At 59.7% G+C, this 17,558-nt stretch carries 19 protein-coding genes; 8 read left to right on the plus strand and 11 right to left on the minus strand.

Translation table 11 applies throughout. From position 1 onward, the window contains the following. The first annotated feature begins 76 nt into the window (after nt 1-76). Both AAEZ03_RS21695 and AAEZ03_RS21700 read left to right on the plus strand, forming a co-directional pair. Nucleotides 77-970, plus strand: coding sequence for a LysR family transcriptional regulator (locus tag AAEZ03_RS21695; protein ID WP_048371511.1), 894 nt, complete (start codon nt 77-79; stop codon nt 968-970). Nucleotides 971-986: 16 nt separating this feature from the next. Beyond that, the gene (locus tag AAEZ03_RS21700) at nt 987-1,592 is read left to right on the plus strand and encodes a tRNA-uridine aminocarboxypropyltransferase (RefSeq protein WP_350581461.1); all 606 of its coding nucleotides are present in this window, start codon (nt 987-989) and stop codon (nt 1,590-1,592) included. Between the two features lie 25 nt (nt 1,593-1,617). Here AAEZ03_RS21700 and AAEZ03_RS21705 read toward each other — a convergent pair whose 3' ends face one another. Further along, the gene (locus AAEZ03_RS21705; protein WP_082148754.1) at nt 1,618-2,016 is read right to left on the minus strand and encodes a YbaN family protein; all 399 of its coding nucleotides are present in this window, start codon (nt 2,014-2,016) and stop codon (nt 1,618-1,620) included. Nucleotides 2,017-2,020: 4 nt separating this feature from the next. Further along, the gene (locus AAEZ03_RS21710) at nt 2,021-2,608 is read right to left on the minus strand and encodes a UPF0149 family protein (RefSeq protein ID WP_048371508.1); all 588 of its coding nucleotides are present in this window, start codon (nt 2,606-2,608) and stop codon (nt 2,021-2,023) included. A 273-nt stretch (nt 2,609-2,881) separates the two neighbouring features. On the opposite strand from AAEZ03_RS21710, the gene recQ reads away from it, so the two are divergent. Both recQ and AAEZ03_RS21720 read left to right on the plus strand, forming a co-directional pair. Beyond that, nucleotides 2,882-5,011: a DNA helicase RecQ gene (recQ, locus tag AAEZ03_RS21715; RefSeq protein WP_048371507.1), complete on the plus strand. Its 2,130-nt coding sequence runs from the start codon at nt 2,882-2,884 to the stop codon at nt 5,009-5,011. Between the two features lie 116 nt (nt 5,012-5,127). Then, on the plus strand, nt 5,128-5,562 hold the full coding sequence (locus AAEZ03_RS21720) for a MarR family transcriptional regulator (protein WP_048371505.1): 435 nt from the start codon (nt 5,128-5,130) through the stop codon (nt 5,560-5,562). A 95-nt stretch (nt 5,563-5,657) separates the two neighbouring features. Here AAEZ03_RS21720 and AAEZ03_RS21725 read toward each other — a convergent pair whose 3' ends face one another. Then, a complete protein-coding gene (locus tag AAEZ03_RS21725) occupies nt 5,658-7,841 on the minus strand; it encodes a patatin-like phospholipase family protein (protein WP_350581490.1) in 2,184 nt (727 codons plus the stop codon). Nucleotides 7,842-7,911: 70 nt separating this feature from the next. Here AAEZ03_RS21725 and AAEZ03_RS21730 point away from each other — a divergent pair, with 70 nt between their 5' ends. Beyond that, the gene (locus AAEZ03_RS21730; RefSeq protein ID WP_048371501.1) at nt 7,912-8,199 is read left to right on the plus strand and encodes an Rdx family protein; all 288 of its coding nucleotides are present in this window, start codon (nt 7,912-7,914) and stop codon (nt 8,197-8,199) included. Here the strand turns inward: AAEZ03_RS21730 and AAEZ03_RS21735 are convergent. From AAEZ03_RS21735 to AAEZ03_RS21745, 3 genes are all read right to left on the minus strand, one after another. Continuing rightward, nucleotides 8,193-9,086, minus strand: coding sequence for a DMT family transporter (locus tag AAEZ03_RS21735; protein WP_350581465.1), 894 nt, complete (start codon nt 9,084-9,086; stop codon nt 8,193-8,195). The genes AAEZ03_RS21730 and AAEZ03_RS21735 overlap by 7 nt on opposite strands. A 77-nt stretch (nt 9,087-9,163) precedes the next feature. Further along, complete coding sequence (locus AAEZ03_RS21740; RefSeq protein WP_123752010.1) at nt 9,164-9,919, minus strand: helix-turn-helix transcriptional regulator; 756 nt, start codon at nt 9,917-9,919, stop codon at nt 9,164-9,166. 18 nt (nt 9,920-9,937) lie between these two features. Then, nucleotides 9,938-11,392, minus strand: coding sequence for a TrkH family potassium uptake protein (locus AAEZ03_RS21745; protein WP_048386102.1), 1,455 nt, complete (start codon nt 11,390-11,392; stop codon nt 9,938-9,940). 118 nt (nt 11,393-11,510) lie between these two features. Here AAEZ03_RS21745 and AAEZ03_RS21750 point away from each other — a divergent pair, with 118 nt between their 5' ends. Beyond that, on the plus strand, nt 11,511-12,071 hold the full coding sequence (locus tag AAEZ03_RS21750; RefSeq protein WP_048371492.1) for an NAD(P)H nitroreductase: 561 nt from the start codon (nt 11,511-11,513) through the stop codon (nt 12,069-12,071). A gap of 155 nt (nt 12,072-12,226) precedes the next feature. Here the strand turns inward: AAEZ03_RS21750 and AAEZ03_RS21755 are convergent, their stop codons facing one another. The 5 genes from AAEZ03_RS21755 to AAEZ03_RS21775 form a co-directional block, all read right to left on the minus strand. Continuing rightward, nucleotides 12,227-13,558, minus strand: coding sequence for a sensor histidine kinase (locus AAEZ03_RS21755; protein ID WP_273217517.1), 1,332 nt, complete (start codon nt 13,556-13,558; stop codon nt 12,227-12,229). 80 nt (nt 13,559-13,638) lie between these two features. After that, complete coding sequence (locus AAEZ03_RS21760; protein WP_153373602.1) at nt 13,639-14,067, minus strand: Spy/CpxP family protein refolding chaperone; 429 nt, start codon at nt 14,065-14,067, stop codon at nt 13,639-13,641. Nucleotides 14,068-14,318: 251 nt separating this feature from the next. After that, complete coding sequence (locus AAEZ03_RS21765) at nt 14,319-14,996, minus strand: response regulator transcription factor (protein WP_048371487.1); 678 nt, start codon at nt 14,994-14,996, stop codon at nt 14,319-14,321. 63 nt (nt 14,997-15,059) lie between these two features. Next, on the minus strand, nt 15,060-15,359 hold the full coding sequence (locus AAEZ03_RS21770) for a YciI family protein (RefSeq protein ID WP_048371486.1): 300 nt from the start codon (nt 15,357-15,359) through the stop codon (nt 15,060-15,062). Between the two features lies 1 nt (nt 15,360). Then, nucleotides 15,361-15,963 carry a septation protein A gene (locus AAEZ03_RS21775; protein WP_123752013.1) on the minus strand — a complete coding sequence of 201 codons (603 nt, stop codon included), beginning with the start codon at nt 15,961-15,963 and terminating at the stop codon, nt 15,361-15,363. An 84-nt stretch (nt 15,964-16,047) separates the two neighbouring features. Between AAEZ03_RS21775 and AAEZ03_RS21780 the strand changes: the two genes are divergently transcribed. Beyond that, nucleotides 16,048-16,911, plus strand: coding sequence for a PHP domain-containing protein (locus AAEZ03_RS21780; protein WP_350581473.1), 864 nt, complete (start codon nt 16,048-16,050; stop codon nt 16,909-16,911). A 13-nt stretch (nt 16,912-16,924) separates the two neighbouring features. Then, nucleotides 16,925-17,554, plus strand: a complete 630-nt coding sequence (locus tag AAEZ03_RS21785) for an L-threonylcarbamoyladenylate synthase (RefSeq protein WP_350581475.1) — start codon at nt 16,925-16,927, stop codon at nt 17,552-17,554. Nucleotides 17,555-17,558: the final 4 nt, after the last annotated feature.

A 17,558-nucleotide genomic window follows, 5' to 3' on the forward strand; every position in this document is an offset into this window, starting at 1 on the left:
GAGCTTGCCTCGCGATCTTTTGATCGTGAAAAGATCGCGAGGCAAGCTCGCTCCTACCGTGAAAAGTGAGTCATTCATGGCCAACGCTTTACCCGATCTAAAACTATTGCGAATCTTTGCCAGCGTGGTCCGGCACCAGGGTTTCGCCACGGCGCAGCAGGAACTCAACCTGTCGACGTCGGCCATCAGCACCTACATGAGCCAACTGGAGGCCAATCTGGGGCTGGTGCTGTGCCATCGGGGGCGCGGCGGGTTCAGCCTCACCAGCAAGGGCGAGCTGTTTCATCAGGAAACCCTGCGTCTATTGGGCGAGCTGGAAGGCTTTGAACAGTACGCCGCCGCGCTCAAAGGTGAGCTGCGTGGCACCTTGAACCTGGGGGTGATCGACTCCACGGTCAGTGACAAAGCGTTGCCCTTTGCCGAAGCCATTGGCGCCTACAGCCAGGAGCACCCGGCGGTGCACTTGCACCTGTCGGTCATGAGCCCTTACGAACTACAGCTCGGGGTACAAGACAACCGACTTGATCTGGCCATCGGTGCGTTCTCGTCGCGCATGAGCGGTCTGGTCTACCAGCCGCTGTATCGCGAGCAGCATTGGCTGTATTGCAGCACGCGGCATCCCTTGTTCGCTGAGCGGCGAATTCCTGAGCCGGTGATCACCCAGCAACGCATGGTCGGGCGCGGCTACTGGAGCCAGGCCGAGTTGGCGCGGCACGGCTTTAAACACAGTGCGGCCACCGTTGACAGTATGGAAGCCCAACTGATCCTGGTGCTCTCCGGCGCCTACATTGGTTACTTGCCCGAGCATTACGCCGAGCCGTGGGTCGAGAAGGGTGACTTGCGTGTGCTGCTGCCGGCCACCTTTGGTTATCAGGCACCGTTTTCGATGATCGTGCGCCGTGGCCGTAGCCGTGAGCCGCTGATTCAAACGTTTCGCGACCTACTCAAAGCGCAGCTAAATCAACCTTGAAGAGAGCGTTATCGCTATGTCCCGTGCCCAATGCCCTCGCTGCTTGCGCCCGCAAACGCACTGCCTGTGCGACTTGATCCCACAGCTGGACAGCCACACCCGCGTCTTGCTGTTACAGCACCCCAGTGAAGTCAATCATGCGCTGAACACTGCACGGCTGGCGGCCTTGGGGCTGACCAACGCTGAGCTGCGAGTGGGCGAAGTGTTTGAGGATTTGCACACGCTGCTCAACCCGCCGGGGTATCAGACGCGGTTGTTGTTTCCGGGGGAGGGTGCGCAACCGCTACAGGCGGATGCTACGTCAACTGAAAAACTGCTGTTGGTGGTGCCCGATGGCACATGGCGCAAGGCGCGCAAACTGCTGCATCTCAACCCGTTGCTGGCACAGTTGCCACGGGTGACCTTGCCCGAGGGCGCTGTGTCCCGTTACCGGCTGCGTAAGGCACCAGGGCCAGGGGCTTTGTCGACCGTGGAAGCCATCGTTCAGGCGCTGGACATCCTCGAAGCCCCGGCGTCCTATGCACCGCTGCTGCGCCCGTTTGAAGCGCTGATCGAAGGGCAGATCGAAGCCATGGGCGCCGACACTTACCAGCGCAACCACGTTACAAAACCCCTTCTGTAGGAGCGAGCTCGCGACGCTTTGATCTTCAGGGTTTTTCCAGGGTTTTCTGGCGCAGGATATAAAGGCTCACCAGCACCGCGCTGAGCAGCATAAACCCTCGCGCCCAAGGCAACGGCACCAGGTAGCAGGACACACCAATGCTCAGCCACATCAAACCAATGGCGTAGACCTTGGCCTTGAGCGGAATGCCGTTACCGTCGAGGTAGTCGCGGATCCAGGGCCCCAGTCGAGGGTGTTCGACCAGCCACTGGTAAAACCGTGGGGAACTGCGCGCAAAGCAGGCGGCAGCCAAGAGCAGAAAGGGGGTGGTGGGCAGTACCGGCAGGAAGATCCCCAGAACCCCCAGCGCTACGCTCAGCCAGCCAATGGCAAACAGAACGTAACGCAGCAGCCGCGAACGGCTGCTGAACGAGGGGCCGGGCATTGAATCAGTGGTGACGCGGCTTGAGGATGGCCGGTTTTTCGTCAGGGGCATGGCACAGCAGGAACAAGGCGGTCAGGGCTTCCGGGATCTGCACGATCATGTCGTCCATCAGGTTGGCGTCCTGAGCGATATCGGCGAATTCAGGCTGGTCGTCGAACAGGCCCGAACCGACCATGATCGGCAGCAGCATTTCGCTGACTTCTTCTTCGGCGGTTTCGAACCAGGCCGCTTCGCGCAAGAACACGCCTTCCATAAAGCCGATGCACCAGCCGCGCAGATCGGACTCATCCGGCTCGTCGCCGAGGTCCAGATCACACGGCAGCTCGAACTCTTCGTCCGAAGCCAACTGGCGAGCGATGTGGTCCTTGAGTTTAACCAGGGAACCTTCGATCTCTTCGCGCTGGGCGTCGTCTTTGTAGTTCGGGGTTTCAGAGAAAATGGCGTCGATCCATTCACGCTCAGGCACTTCTTCAGCGCAGATGGACAGGGCAGTCAGGTAGCCGTGAGTGGCTACGTAGTCCAGCGCCTCGTCATGCAGCTCGTCAGCGTCGAGGAAGGCTTGCAGGCGGGTTAGTTGCTCAGCGAAGGACATTAAGGGACTACCTAGAAAATAAACAATACCGAATTCTAGGCTTTCTTGAGCGCCCAAGCCAGTCGTTGCGCACATTTGCCATCACTTCCCGGTGATCGGTACTGCAATCACAGCGCCCTGTAGGGTGGAGTGCTCGGGTATACTGCCGCGTTTTGTGATGCCCTGCGGTCAAGACAGCGGCTCCAGCGCTCTGCGCCCAAGGGTTTTAATGCCGCTTGAGGCCGCGCCGGGTCCCGCTGACGCAGGGGTGTTTCGGCGATTTCTGGAGTTTCTATGCTCGAACAGGCTCAACGCGTACTCAAAGACATCTTCGGCTACGACAGTTTCCGTGGCCGTCAGGGTGACATCATTGAGCGCGTGGCCAGTGGTGGCGACGCTTTGGTGCTGATGCCCACCGGCGGCGGCAAGTCCTTGTGTTTCCAGGTCCCGGCGCTGTTGCGTGACGGCCTGGCGGTGGTGGTCTCGCCGTTGATCGCCTTGATGGACGATCAGGTCGCCACGCTCGAAGAACTGGGCGTCGCCGCCGCCTCCCTGAACTCGACATTGAGTGCCGATCAGCAGCGCGACCTGGCCAACCGGATCCGCCGTGGCGAAGTCAAAATGCTCTACCTGGCGCCAGAGCGTCTGGTGCAGCCGCGCATGATGGCCTTTCTGCAGAGCCTGGACATCGCTCTGTTTGCGATCGACGAAGCGCACTGTGTGTCGCAGTGGGGGCATGACTTCCGTCCGGAGTACCTGCAACTGGGCCAACTGGCCGAGATGTTCCCCCATGTACCGCGCATCGCCCTGACCGCCACCGCCGACAAACGCACCCGCGAAGAAATCGTCACCCGCCTGCATTTGCAGAACGCGGAGCGTTTTTTGTCGAGCTTCGACCGCCCCAACATTTTTTACCGCATCGTGCCCAAAGAGCAGCCGCGCAAACAATTGCTGGCGTTTCTCTCGGAGCGGCGCAGCGATGCCGGTATCGTCTATTGCCTGTCGCGTAAAAAGGTCGACGAAGTGGCGCAGTTTTTGTGCGACCAGGGCTTCCCGGCCTTGCCGTACCACGCCGGTCTGCCCAACGAAACCCGTGCCGCCAACCAAAAGCGCTTCCTCAATGAAGAAGGGCTGATCATGGTCGCGACCATCGCCTTTGGCATGGGCATCGACAAGTCCAACGTGCGCTTCGTGGCGCACCTGGACCTGCCCAAATCCCTTGAGGCGTACTACCAGGAAACCGGCCGTGCGGGCCGTGATGGCTTGCCGGCAGATGCCTGGATGGCTTACGGCCTGCAAGACGTGGTGATGCTCAAGCAGATGCTGCAAAACTCCGAAGGCGACGAGCGCCACAAGCGTCTGGAGCATCACAAGCTCGACGCGATGCTGGCTCTGTGCGAAGAAACCCGCTGCCGTCGTCAGACCTTGCTTGCGTATTTTGATGAAGACATGCCTCAGCCATGTGGACATTGCGATAACTGTGTCGACGGCGTGCAAACCTGGGACGCCACAGAACCGGCGCGGCAGGCGTTGTCAGCGATTTATCGTACCGGCCAGCGTTATGGCACCGGTCACCTGATCGACGTGTTGCTGGGCCGCGAAAACGAAAAAACCCGCAGCATGGGCCATCAGCACCTGTCGGTCTTCGGCGTAGGCAAGGCCCGATCCGAAGGCGATTGGCGCACCTTGTTCCGTCAACTGGTTGCCCGGGGTCTGGCCGACATTGATATCGAAGGCTACGGCGGTTTGCGTTTGAGCGACACGTGCCGGCCTTTGTTGCGCGGCGAAGTGACGCTCGAGCTGCGTCGCGAGCTCAAGCCGCAAACCACGGTCAAAAGCAGCTCTGCCAGCCCGGCCAGCCAACTGGTACGTGGCGACGAGCGCGAACAGTGGGAAGCCTTGCGCGCCTTGCGCCGCAAGCTGGCCGAAGAGCACGGCGTCCCGCCTTACGTCATCTTCCCCGACTCAACGTTGCTCGAAATGCTGCGCAGCCAGCCGACGTCGCTGGCCGACATGGCCAAGGTCGGCGGTATTGGTGCACGCAAACTGGAGCGTTACGGCGAGGCGTTCCTCGAAGTGCTGGGTGGGCAGGCCGAGGCGCCGAAAGTGGTCGCGGACATCCGCCACGAACTGATCAGCCTGGCACGCGCCGGCATGACCCCGCTGCAGATTTCCGGGCAATTGCAGTGCTCTGAAAAGAACGTCTACACGCTGCTGGCCGAAGCCATAGGGCGTCAAGAACTGTCGCTGGAGCAAGCGCTGGACTTGCCTGAAGAGCTGATGGAAGAAGTGCAGGATGCGTTCCTGGACGGTGAGGGCGAATTGCCAAGCGTGGCCAGCATCGCCGAACAGTTCAAAGGTCGAGTACCGGAAGGCGTGCTGTATTGCGTGCGCGCCGCCCTGCAATCTGAATTCGAAATGTAACGGTTATTGGCATGTAACGAATTGATTGACATACAGGTCTTGCCTATGTGCAAGCTCCATGCTTAGCTGACTAACAATTGGTTTCACTCTTTTTCAGTCTAAACATTGAGTTTTTTATGCCGTTAACCGATCAACACCGTTTTGGTATGCAGTTGGCCCAAATGTCTCGTGGCTGGCGTGCCGAGCTGGATCGACGCCTGGCCGGTCTCGGTCTGTCGCAGGCCCGCTGGCTGGTGCTGCTGCATCTGGCACGATTCGACTGCAAGCCTACCCAGCGGGAATTGGCGCAAAGTGTCGGGGTTGAAGGTCCGACCCTCGCGCGTTTGCTCGATAGCCTCGAAGCCCAAGGCCTGGTCAAACGTCAGGCGGTGCTGGAAGACCGCCGCGCCAAGAAAATCGAATTGAGTGAGTCAGCCTTGCCCTTGATCGCCCAGATCGAGGCCATCGCCACCGCGTTGCGTCAGGAATTGTTTGTCGGCATAGACGAAGAAGAGCAGCGCATCTGCATGCGCGTACACAAGCGCATCCTCGAAAACCTCGAAAAGAACTGATTCCCCCTGCCTCTGTCTGTAGGAGCGAGCTTGCCTCGCGATCTTTTGAACGTTTAAAAGATCGCGAGACAAGCTCCCTCCTACAAGAGCACAGCTTAGAACGTCTGCCCCAGGTTCAAATACAACGCCTTCTGATTGTCATCGTTAATCCCGTAGCTGAAATTCAGCGGGCCCAGCGGTGTATCAAAACCAATAAAAATGCTCGCGGCATTGATGTAGCCACTGTCGAACTCGTTGTCATTGTTCCAGGCGCGGCCGCGTTCCAGTGATGCACCGGCATACAGTGGGAAATCAAGCGGCAGGTACGAGCGCGGCGTCAGGCGGCGATAGTAAACAGCCCGCATCAAGCTGATGTTCTGCCCCGAAATCGCATCCTCACGGAACCCGGACAGCTGCCGCGCACCGCCGAGCAAAAAGCTTGAGGTCACAACATTGGCCTGGTCCAGCGTACGCCCGTAACGCCCACCCAAAATCCAAGTGTTCGGCCCCGAACTCAGGGCCTTGTCGAGGTTGAATTCCCATTGGCGATAACGCTCGTCCGAGCCCAGCGCCGGGTCAAACTGGCGAAACTTCAAGCTGATGTCTTCGCCCGTGTGCGGGAAGTAAACGTTATCCAGCGAGTCGAACGAGTACTTCACGTCATAAAAGCCTTCGGTGAAGCTGGTGCTCGGCAAATCACGCTCGCCGATTCGTACATCGGCCTTGCCCCATGCCTCACCGACGCCCACGCGGATCTCACCGCTATTGCCGATCTGGCGGCCCAGGTTCAAGCCAAATCCATAGCGCTCAAGACGGTATTCGGCAATCGGGTCGTTATCCAGAATGGCCTCGACGTTTTGCGATTGAGCGTTGATATACGGCGCCACAAAGAAACGCGAGCCCGCATCCAGCGGTTGGTAGAACTCGCTGTACAGCTCTTGCTTATCGCCAATTTGCACCCGCGTCAGCCACTCGGCGCCCAGGCGGTTGATGCCATTGACCCGGTAGCTGGCGCCGAGGTTGAAGGCGCTGTCGCCGTGCATGTCATCCGAGAGGTTGATGCCCAGACGCAGGAAATCGGTGCCGCTGCGCTTGGCCCGGGCGCTGATCACCAGGGTGCGCTCCTGACCTTTGTGCACCACGCGGTATTGCACTTGATCAAAATAATCCAGGCCGTACAGCGTGCCCATGTCCCGTTGCAAACGCGCGAGATCCAGCGGTTCACCGACCGGTTGGCGGATGTAATAGCGGATCACTGAATCGTCGATTTTCGAGTCGTTCTCGATTTTGATCGCGGTAATCACCGGGGTCCGCTCTTCGGCGGAGCGGGCAATGCTCAGTTGCGCATCGGCGGGCTGGCGCAGGCTGGCCAGACGGCTCTCCAGGATCTGCGTCGCGCGATAGCCGGCATTGATGATCTCTTCCGAGCGGCCAAAATCCGTCGCGCCAATGCTCGCGAGCGACGGTTTGATCAGTACGTCGTCCGGTTTTAGCGTGGCCAGTTGAACCTCAGAGTTGCTGCGGGTCATGAGGGTGATGGACTGGTTAAGAATGTCGAAGACCGTGTTGAGCTCTTTGCGCCCCCGCAGTGGCGTACCGATGTCGACCACAATCACCAGGTCGACGCCCATCTCGCGGGCCACGTCCACCGGAATGTTGTCGACCATGCCGCCATCCACCAGCAACTGGCCGTTGATTTCCACCGGAGCAAACACCGCCGGGATCGACATACTGGCGCGAATCACCTGAGGCAGATGGCCTTTGCGGAACACCACTTTCTCGCCACTGACGATGTCGGTGGCCACGGCACGGAACGGGATGGGCAGTTTGTCGAAGTCGCGCACGTCACTGCTGTGCGCCAGCAGGCTTTCCAGCAGCAATGCCAGGTTTTGCCCCTGAATGACGCCCAATGGCAGGCCCAGGCTGCCATCGTCACGGAAGCTGAGCTTTTGTCTGACCAGAAAATCCCGGTCATCCTGCTTGCGCCGGAACGGGATGTCCTCGCGGGCGGGGCTGTCTGACAGCGCTTCTTGCCAGTCGATGCTCAGGGCGAGCTTTTCCAGCTCATCAATCTTGTAGCCCGAGGCATACAGCCCGCCAATCACCGCGCCCATGCTGGTGCCCGCGATGGCATCAATATGAATGCCTTGCTCTTCCAGCGCTTTGAGTACGCCGACGTGGGCCAGGCCACGGGCGGCGCCCCCGGACAGCACCAAACCGATTTTGGGCTGGGGCTTTTCAGCAGCCAACAGCGCCAACGGGCTTAAACACAGAAGCAGGAAAATCAGCAGACGGCGCATCATGAATCTCTGGGCAAGCGACAAAGGCGGCTATTATAGCGGCGCCTTTACCTCCAGGAGTTTTAGAAACATGACCGCCAGCAAGCCGCAAATTGTCATCACTTATTGCACGCAATGTCAGTGGTTGCTCCGGGCGGCCTGGTTGGCGCAAGAGCTGCTCAGTACATTTGCTGACGATTTGCGCCAAGTGGCGCTGGAACCGGGTACAGGCGGTGTGTTTCGCATTACCTGTGACGGCGTGCAGATCTGGGAGCGCAAGGCCGACGGCGGCTTCCCCGAAGCCAAGGTGCTCAAGCAGCGGGTCCGCGATCAGATCGACCCGCAGCGTGATTTGGGGCACAACGACCGGGTTCAGTGAGCGGCTGAATCGAGCACGGCTTGTTTCGGCGTCGGGCCGCTGCTGAGGCGGCTCGATACCACAATCGCGACGATGATCAATACCCCGCCAACCAGCATGCGCAGCGTCGGGGTTTCGTGGAATATCAGCCACGCCAGGGTGATGCCGTACACCGGCTCCAAGGCGAAGACCACGGCCGCCGTGCGCGCTTTGATCACCGCCAGGCTGGCGACAAACAGGCTATGGGCCAAGCCTGTGCAGAACACCCCGAGCAAGGCGATCCACAGCCAGTCCAGCGGTCGAACTTCGCTCAGACCCGGTGCCGCAAAAGGCAGCAGGCACAAGGCGACCACTGCGTTTTGCCACATCGCTGCCTGCACCGCGGGCACGCGTCCGCTGTTGGCCCGGTTATTCAGCGACAGCAGCGAAAACAGCAGGCCCGAGGCAATGGCCCAGATCAGCCCTTCAGTGGCCTGGCTGGCCAGATCGAAGCTGGGGGTCACCAGAATCAGGCCGATACTGACCAGCAACACCAGAATCACTTCATTGAGGCGGATGCGCTCGCGGAAAATCAGCCCTTCGAGGATCACGGTAAATGCCGGGAAGCTGGCAAAGCCCAAGGTCGCAATCGCCACCCCGGCAATTTTGACCGAAACAAAAAAACTCACCCAATGCCCGGCCAGCAGCAAGCCGCTGATCAGCAGGTTACGCGCATCGCGCAGTGCCAGTTTTTTCCAGCGCGTGCTTTTGGCCAGTGCAGCAAAGAAGGCTAGCGCCAGCACCGCGAAACCGGCCCGGCCAAACACAATAATGGAAGCCGACGCGGCGGCGAGTTTGCCGAACACGCCGGTCAGGCCGAACATCAGTGCGCCAATATGCAGGGCGCCCAAGGCGGTACGCGGAGTCATTGCAGTCCTTAAGTCGATACAGGCAAGGCAGGCAGTCTAGGCTCTGGGCTTGCACGGTGTCTGTCGCCAGACTCGCGTCAGTTGTCGCCAGACTCGCGGCGCAGCCTCGAAGGTGACGCGCCAAATTCCCGCAGCATGGCCGCGCTGAAGGCACTTTGCGAGGCGTAGCCAACCCGGCTGGCCACTTCGCCCATGGGCAGGGCGCTGTTGCGCAAAAGCTGCAATGCCGTGTTCAGACGGTGCTGGCGAATGTAGTCCATGGGCGTAACCCCGCATTCACTGACGAAGCGGCTGTGCAAACGCGCGCAGGACAAACCTGCGACTCGCGCCAGATCCATGACCTGAAGCGGGTAGGCGAGGTTTTGCTCAATGTAGGCATCCAGTGCGGCGAAAGGCAGACGGTTTGCAGTTACCGGTTCGACAGCGTTGTTCAGGCTCGCCAGCAACAGGATCGCGCCTTGCCGGGCGATCAAGGGGTCGTTCACCGGGCTGGCGGCCAGCCAACTCACCAGTTGATGTTGGTTGGCGTCGAGGCTCAAGTGCCCGGCGTTGTCGAGCAAACGGCGGCTGGCGTCGGCGTGACTGCCCAGCGACTCGCCGAGCCAGTCCTGGCCCGGTACATCGAGCACCAGGCATTGGCTGCCTTGTTCGCTGCCGCAAATATGATGGGCCCCGGCCGGGATCACCATCAGGTGCTGCTGGCGCAACAGGCTGGCCCGGCCGTCGACTTCAAAGTCGAGCAGGCCGGACAAACTGATCACCAGTTGCGCATGCTCATGGCTGTGCGCGATCACGTCCTGGCGGTAATGACGCAGTGACAGGATTTGGCCCATGCTGAACCTCTGATTGAATCAATGCCGCCAGAACGCCGGAACACACAATACGAACACGGTAATGATCTCCAGGCGCCCAAGCAACATGCCAAACGACAGAATCCATTTGGCGGCATCCGGCAAGCTGGAGAAATTACCCGACGGGCCGATGATTTCACCCAGCCCCGGCCCCACACCAGACACCGTACTGGCGGCGCCGGTGAGGGCGGTCATCCAGTCCAGGCCAAGCAGTGACAACGCCAGTGCAATCACGCAGATGGTGGTGGCGAAGAAGAACGAAAAGGTCAAAATCGAGCGCACGATTTCTTCGTCGAGGCGGTGCCCATTGTACTTTTGCTTGATCACCGCACGGGGGTGAATCAGTTGGTTAAGGTTGGCCTTGAGCAGTATGTAGGCAACCTGAAAGCGGAAAATCTTGATTCCGCCCGCCGTCGAGCCCGAGCAACCCCCGATAAAACCCAGGTAGAAAAACAGCATCAGCGAGAAGTTGCCCCACAAGCTGTAGTCGCCCAGGGCAAAGCCGGTGGTGGTTACCACCGACGTAACGTTCAGCGCCACATGACGAAAGGCGTCCCACCACGACATGTCGGTGGTCCACCACATCCAGGTGCCCATGACGAACCAGGTCACCACCAGCAGCCCGAGCAACCCTTGAACCTGTTGATCCTTGAACAATGCCCGACGATGGCCGCGCAATGTCGCCACATACAAGGTAAAAGGCAGGCTGCCGAGAATCATCACCACAATGGCCACCCAGTGCACCGCCGGTTGCGTCCACTTGGCCAGAGACTGGTCCGAGGTTGAAAACCCGCCAGTGGAAATCGCCGACATGGCATGGTTGATCGCGTCAAACACACTCATGCCCGCCCACCAGAACGCCAGGCTGCCGAGAATGGTGATGCCGACATAAGTGGCGACAATAAGGCGCGCCACCATGTGCGAGCGCGGCATGACTTTTTCTGAGCGGTCAGACGATTCGGTCTGGAACAGGCGCATACCACCGATGCGCAGCAACGGCAGAATGGCCACCGCCATCCCGATAAAGCCGATGCCGCCGAGCCAGTGCAGCATCGATCGCCACATCAAAATACCCGGCGTCATGGTGTCCAGCCCGCTCAGCACCGTGGAACCGGTGGCGGTAATCCCGGACATGCTTTCGAAAAATGAGTCGGTGTAACTGATGTGCTGCGTCAGCAAAAACGGCAGCGCTGCAAAAATGCACACCACCAGCCAACTCGAGACCGTCAGCAGATACATGTCCCGCGGGCGCAGGTGCACCTGCTCCGGACGGCCGGGCAGCACCAGTGCCAGACCGGCGACGAAGGTGATCAGGCTGGCCCACAGAAAGGACGGCAGATCACTCATCCGGTCAAAAATGACCAGCGTCAGCATCGGCACAGACATGCTGACCGCGAGCGTAATCAGGAAGATGCCGATTACAAAACCGATAATGCGTAAAGTCGGCAGTGCCATGAAATCAGCTCGGGATTGAAGGGGGGCGCCATTCTACCTGTGGTCTGAGCGATGTAAACCGCCAGACTTTCGATGGATACCGTTAGAATAGCCGCACATTTTCTTCAGGAGGTGGCCAATGGAGGCTCTCGACGCTTTGCTTAACCGTGTATCTGCCCCGCGCTTGCTGGACCCTGCGCCGACGGCCGAGCAACGTGAAGTCTTGTTCGCGGCCGCCTTGCGCGCTCCGGATCACGGCCAACTGCGGCCTTACCGTTTTTTGACGGTTGAAGGTGAAGCGCGCAATCAACTGGGTGAAATCCTGGCCCAAGCGGTGCAAGGGCAGGGCGGTGAAGTGACCCAGGCGGCACTGGACAAGGCGCGGGCCATGCCATTGCGGGCGCCGTTGGTGGTGGTGGTCGTGGCACGTTTGCAGGAGCACTTCAAAGTGCCGAAGTCCGAGCAGTTAATTACCGCCGGTTGCGCTGCCCACGCCATTGAACTGGCCGCGTTTGCCCAAGGCATTGGCGCGGTGTGGCGTACTGGCGAGCTGTCCTACAACGCACACGTGGCCAAGGGTCTGGGTCTGGAAGACGGCGAAGAAGTGGTTGCGTTCCTGTACCTGGGCACCCCGCAGAACGACCTGCGTGATGCGCCAAAAGTGAACAGCGCCGAATTCGTCAAAGCCTGGTCAGCCTAAGCGTTTACGATACCGCCCCGTCTTCGATGCCGCGCTGTCGCGCAGCAAACAGGCTACCTAGTATCTTCAGCATCCCCCAATCGGTTCCCTCTCCTGCGGGAGAGGGCTAGGGTGAGGGGCTTTTTTGATCTTTAAGCGATCGCGAATCAAGCTCGCTAAGTGGCATTAGGCTCCAACGGCAACTCCAGCGTGGCAACAAACCCGCCCTGCGGGTGATTGTCCAGCAACAACCTGCCGCCATGGCGTTCTGCCGCACGGCGGGCAATCGCCAGGCCCAGCCCATGGCCTGCCGCCGTTTGGCCCGGTGCCCGGAAGAACGGCTCGCCCAGATGCGCCAAATACTCTTTAGCCACCCCCGGGCCGTGATCGCGCACGCTGATGGCGATGTGGTCGCCCGAGCGTTGTGCGGTCAATTCAATCGGTTGTTCTGGCGGGTTGAAGCGCTGAGCGTTGCGCAGCAGGTTATCCACGGCGCGTTCAATCATGGTCGGCCAGCCGCTGATGCTCAGGTCAGGCTCGGCATTGAGCTGCACCCGTTGCTCGGGGGCGGCCAGTGAGGCGTCTTTCTGGACCGTGGCGAGCAAAGGGTTCAGCTCAATGGGTTCGGCGCTGGCTTGATCGGCATCAACCCTGGCCAGCGCGAGAATTTCGCTGATCAAGGACTCCAGGCGGTCGCACTCGCGGGTCAGGCGTGGCCAGAGCTTTTCGCGTTCTTCTGGCCCGGCCCGTTCGGCCAACGCCAATGCGATGCGCAAACGTGCCAGCGGTGAGCGCAATTCGTGGGACACATCGCGCAGCAGTTGGCGCTGACTGCCGATCAAGCTTTGCAGGCGGGCGCCCATGCGGTTGAAGTCAGTGGCCAGCACGCCAAACTCATCACGCCGTGATGCGAGTTGCGCCAGGCTGTTTTGCTGATAGGTGGTTTGCCCCAAATCGTGCACGGCCCCGCGCAGGCGGCTCAACGGGCGGGTGATCGACAGCGTGACCAGCAAACTGAACAAGGTCAGCACCACCAGCGCAATCCCCAGCGCGCTCAGCGGCCAGATCAGGCTTTGGCGATGCCAGGCGTCCAGCTCCGGGTGCGGAATGCGGTAAATCAGCAAGTAGGTTTCGGCGGTCTTGGGGCTGGTGTACTCGACGGTCAGGCGGCGCCACGGCAGTTGCTCCTTGCCGCGCCCCTGACGGGCTTCCCAAACCGCAGCGCGGCGTGGAAAGGTCCCTTCCACCACCGGGTCGCCGCTTTCGTTAAGCACCTGGACGTCAATGTGATAACGACGCTTGCGCCGTTCGAGGAAATCTTGGGCGGCGTCTGGGCCTTGGGTTTCAAAACGTTCGGTCCACTGTTGCGCCAGATTATGCAGGCCGGGGTGGCGACTGAGGATCCAGGCGTCCTGATTGAGCATATGCCCCAACAGAATCGAGAGCCCTGCGACCAAGGCTATCGCCAGCCAAAAACTGGCCAGAATCCGCCAAAACAGTGAACGCACAGTAATTCCTCACAGGTAAATGATTGAAACGACCAAAGCCCAACGACCGGGGGGGCCGTTGGGCTTGGTAACAGACTAGATTATTGCGCTTTTGGAGCCTGCTGAGCTTTCCACTCCTTGAACTGTTTCCATTCTGCTTGGCGTTCAGCGCGTTTTTTTTGCATCTCATCGAACGTTTTTTGCTGATCAGGCTTGAGCAGCGCACGAATATCGCTCTGGGTTTTCTGATGCTTGGCAGCGATTTCGTCTTTCAGCGCCTTTTGATCAGCCGCCGGGAGTTTTTCCAGGTACTTCTCAACCAGTTGTTTACGTTCGTGTATTTGCTCGCCCATCAACTTGCCGATCTGCTGGCGCTGTTCGCGGCTCAGGTCCAGTTGGCTGTAAGGGGCATCGCCGCGACCGTGCTCACCGCCGTGACGTGGACCCATTGGGCCGTCACCACCAGGCATGGCCATTGCGACGGTTGGCAGGGCTGCAGCAAACATCAGAGCAATTAGAGTCTTACGCATGGTGTGTCTCCTTAGTACGGTTCCGGTGAATCCGGATGCGCCCAGTTTAGGGAGATCAAGGTCAATGGCTGTCAGTCGAGCGTAAAGCTTAGGTAAAGACGTTTTGGGGTGAGGTTTACATAACGCCAAACCCTGCGAAAACCCTGTAGCCGCTGACGAGGCACGAGGCTGCGATGGGGTGCGAAGCGGCCCTTGGCGGTGGTCCTGCGGCCCACATCGCAGCCTCGTGCCTCGGCAGCGACTACAGGTTCTTATGCGCTATAAAAATAGCCGCGGCTGCGCAGCGCCATGATGCGTGGGCGGCCATCGGGGTGGGGGCCGATCTTTTTGCGCAGGTTGCTCACGTGCATGTCGAGGCTGCGGTCGTACAAGGTTAGCTTGCGGCCCAGGGCAATTTGCGCCAGTTCCTGTTTATCCAGCGGCTCGCCGGGCTGGCGCAGCAACGCCTCAAGCAGACGGCTTTCAGACACGGTCAGGGGAATGTCATGTTCGTCGATGGTGACCACGCCCCGCGCCGGGCTGAAACACAAATCGCCCAGCTCCAGTTGGGTGGACACGGCGGCCGGGTGGCTGCGGCGCAAGACAGCGCGCAAGCGGGCGGTCAGTTCGCGAGGGTCACAGGGTTTGGCCAAGTAGTCATCGGCGCCCAGTTCGAGGCCGAGAATACGGTCCAGCGGTTCGCCACGGGCCGACAGCATCAGCACGGGCAGGTCAGGGTGGTCGTTGCGCAGTTGCTTGAGCAGCTCCAGACCACTGCCGTCGGGCAGCATCACGTCCAGCACCACCGCATCGGGGCTGGCCTCGAGCAACGCCTTGCGGGCGCTCAGGCCGTCGTGGCAAGCGCGTACCTGGAAGCCTTCCTGGCTTAACCAACTGCTCAGAAGCTCACACAGCTCCTGGTCATCATCTATCAGTAACAGGTCGCTCATGTCTTACTCGATTTAGCCAGTGCCGACGCTTTGCGCGTCGGCGACCGGCAAAAAATACCGCGATTAGGGCAGGACTTTCTTGAACGGCTTGACGATTACATTGGCGTATACGCCAGCAGCCACGTAAGGGTCCGCGTCAGCCCAAGCCTGGGCAGCTACCAGGGAGTCGAACTCAGCGACCACCAGGCTGCCCGTGAAACCGGCCGGGCCGGGGTCATTGCTGTCGATGGCCGGGTGCGGGCCAGCCAGAACGACACGGCCTTCCTTTTGCAGTGCTTGCAGGCGCTCAAGGTGCGCGGGACGCGCGGCCAGGCGTTTTTCAAGGGAGTCGGCAACGTCGGTGGAAATGATTGCGTAGAGCATGTCAGTCCTCGGATTTGGTGTTGGTCGGTGCAGAATCGGTGTCATGCAGGTGGCGCGACAGATAAATACCCTGAGCAACCAGGAACAACACGGTCATGCCCAGGCTGCCGAAGACTTTGAAGTCGACCCAAATGCTCTGATAAGTGAAGGCCACAAACAGGTTGGCCGCACCGCAGAACAGGAAGAAGCCGATCCAGGCCACGTTCAGGCGCGTCCAGACGGCGTCCGGCAAGGTCAGCGCATGGCCCATGATGCGTTTGATCAGCGGCTTGTCGCCAATGAAATGGCTACCGGCAAACGCCACGGCAAACAGCCAGTTCACCACCGGCGCCTTCCATTTAAGGAAGGTTTCGCTATGGAAGGCCAAGGTCAGGCTGCCAAATACCAGGCAGGCGATCAGGGTCAGCCACTGGCTCTTTTCGAGCTTGCGCTGCTTGATAAACAGAATGCCGTAAACCACCACCGAGCTGAGGATCAACATCGCTGTCGCGCTGAAGATGCCCCCGACCGTCAGGCTATGCCCGGCGAAATCGACGACGCGGGGTTCGATTTTGTAGACAACGAAAAACAGTAACAGCGGGATGAAGTCGATGAATTGTTTCACAGTGGCAGCCAGAAGCAGGATGTGGCGGCATAATAACAAACATCAATGACAGCGAAAGCGTCAGCTAGAGGTTATTAAATCCCCGTGGAAATAGACTTGCATTGCCATAGCACGGCATCTGATGGCGCTTTGGCGCCGGCGGCGCTGGTTGCGCGTGCGTTCGAGAAAGGTGTGCGAGTCCTGGCCCTGACCGATCACGATACACTTGAAGGCCTCGAAGAAGCCCGCGCAGCGGCGCTGGCCTTGAGCATGACGCTGATAAACGGCATTGAATTGTCGTGTACCTGGGGTGGCGCGACCATTCATGTGCTGGGTTACGGGTTTGATACCCAGGCACCGGCCTTGCTTGAGGCCATCTCCAAACTGCATGAAGGCCGTTGGCTGCGCGCAGAAGAAATCAGCCGCAAGCTCGCCCTTAAAGGCATGCCCGGCGCGCTGGAAGGCGCGCGGGCCATTCAACAAGGCCTGGGCGACAGCGACAATGCCCCGGCCCGGCCGCACTTTGCCGACTACCTGGTCGAGGCCGGGTACGTCAAAGACCGCGCTGAAGCGTTCCGCAAATGGCTGGGCGCTGGCAAGCTGGGCGACGTCAAGCAGCATTGGCCGACCCTTGAAGAGACCGTCGACACCTTGCGCGCAGCCGGTGCCTGGGTGAGCCTGGCGCACCCGTCGCATTACGATTTCACGCGCAGCAAGCGACGTCGGCTGATTGGCGACTATATTCAAGCGGGAGGTCACGCGATTGAGGTCGTCAATGGCTACCAACCTGCCGATCAGGTGGGCAGCCTGGCGATTCTGGCGCGTGAATTTGGTCTGCTGGTCAGCGCCGGCAGTGATTTTCATGGCCCTGGAGGTTGGTCCGAGATCGGCGAATATCGCCCCGTCCCGGAAGATCTGCCGCCATTGTGGTGTCGATTCAAATATGACCAGCCTGCTGCCACCGACTGAACAGGAACATAACGTGAGTCAATTTTTCCAGATTCATCCGGAAAACCCACAGCCGCGCCTGATCAAACAGGCAGTCGAGATCATCCGCAAGGGTGGCGTGGTGATCTACCCCACCGACTCGTCCTACGCAGTGGGATGCCAGATGGGCGACAAGTCTGCGATCGAGCGGATCAAGCGCCTGCGTAACCTGGATGACAAACACAACTTCACCTTGATGTGTTCGGGTTTGTCGCAACTGGGCTTGTTTGCCAAGGTTGATACCGAGGTGTTCCGTCTGCTCAAGACGCACACGCCGGGACCGTACACCTTCATCCTCAACGCCACCCGTGACGTTCCGCGTTTGTTGCTGCACCCCAAGCGTCGCACCATTGGCATGCGCGTGCCGCAGCATCCCATTGCCCTGGCATTGCTCGAAGAACTGGGCGAGCCACTGATGAGTGTCACGCTGATCCTGCCGGGTGAAACCGAGCCGATGGAAGACCCGTACCTCATTCGCGATATGCTGGAAAAACACGTCGACCTGATTATTGATGGCGGTTTTGGCGGCAATAAGGCCTCGACCGTGATTAATCTGGTTAATGACGAACCCGAAATTGTACGGGTAGGTTGTGGTGACCCGACGCCGTTTATGGTCGAGGCCTGATGTC

Source organism: Pseudomonas sp. HY2-MNA-CIBAN-0224 (assembly GCF_040310285.1).
GTDB lineage: Bacteria > Pseudomonadota > Gammaproteobacteria > Pseudomonadales > Pseudomonadaceae > Aquipseudomonas > Aquipseudomonas helleri.

Coding starts and splice junctions, on each gene's coding strand:
- AAEZ03_RS21695 (WP_048371511.1), top strand. CDS start 77: ATGGCCAACGCTTTACCCGATCTAAAACTATTGCGAATCTTTGCCAGC.
- AAEZ03_RS21700 (WP_350581461.1), top strand. CDS start 987: ATGTCCCGTGCCCAATGCCCTCGCTGCTTGCGCCCGCAAACGCACTGC.
- AAEZ03_RS21705 (WP_082148754.1), bottom strand. CDS start 2,016: ATGCCCGGCCCCTCGTTCAGCAGCCGTTCGCGGCTGCTGCGTTACGTT.
- AAEZ03_RS21710 (WP_048371508.1), bottom strand. CDS start 2,608: ATGTCCTTCGCTGAGCAACTAACCCGCCTGCAAGCCTTCCTCGACGCT.
- recQ (WP_048371507.1), top strand. CDS start 2,882: ATGCTCGAACAGGCTCAACGCGTACTCAAAGACATCTTCGGCTACGAC.
- AAEZ03_RS21720 (WP_048371505.1), top strand. CDS start 5,128: ATGCCGTTAACCGATCAACACCGTTTTGGTATGCAGTTGGCCCAAATG.
- AAEZ03_RS21725 (WP_350581490.1), bottom strand. CDS start 7,841: ATGCGCCGTCTGCTGATTTTCCTGCTTCTGTGTTTAAGCCCGTTGGCG.
- AAEZ03_RS21730 (WP_048371501.1), top strand. CDS start 7,912: ATGACCGCCAGCAAGCCGCAAATTGTCATCACTTATTGCACGCAATGT.
- AAEZ03_RS21735 (WP_350581465.1), bottom strand. CDS start 9,086: ATGACTCCGCGTACCGCCTTGGGCGCCCTGCATATTGGCGCACTGATG.
- AAEZ03_RS21740 (WP_123752010.1), bottom strand. CDS start 9,919: ATGGGCCAAATCCTGTCACTGCGTCATTACCGCCAGGACGTGATCGCG.
- AAEZ03_RS21745 (WP_048386102.1), bottom strand. CDS start 11,392: ATGGCACTGCCGACTTTACGCATTATCGGTTTTGTAATCGGCATCTTC.
- AAEZ03_RS21750 (WP_048371492.1), top strand. CDS start 11,511: ATGGAGGCTCTCGACGCTTTGCTTAACCGTGTATCTGCCCCGCGCTTG.
- AAEZ03_RS21760 (WP_153373602.1), bottom strand. CDS start 14,067: ATGCGTAAGACTCTAATTGCTCTGATGTTTGCTGCAGCCCTGCCAACC.
- AAEZ03_RS21765 (WP_048371487.1), bottom strand. CDS start 14,996: ATGAGCGACCTGTTACTGATAGATGATGACCAGGAGCTGTGTGAGCTT.
- AAEZ03_RS21770 (WP_048371486.1), bottom strand. CDS start 15,359: ATGCTCTACGCAATCATTTCCACCGACGTTGCCGACTCCCTTGAAAAA.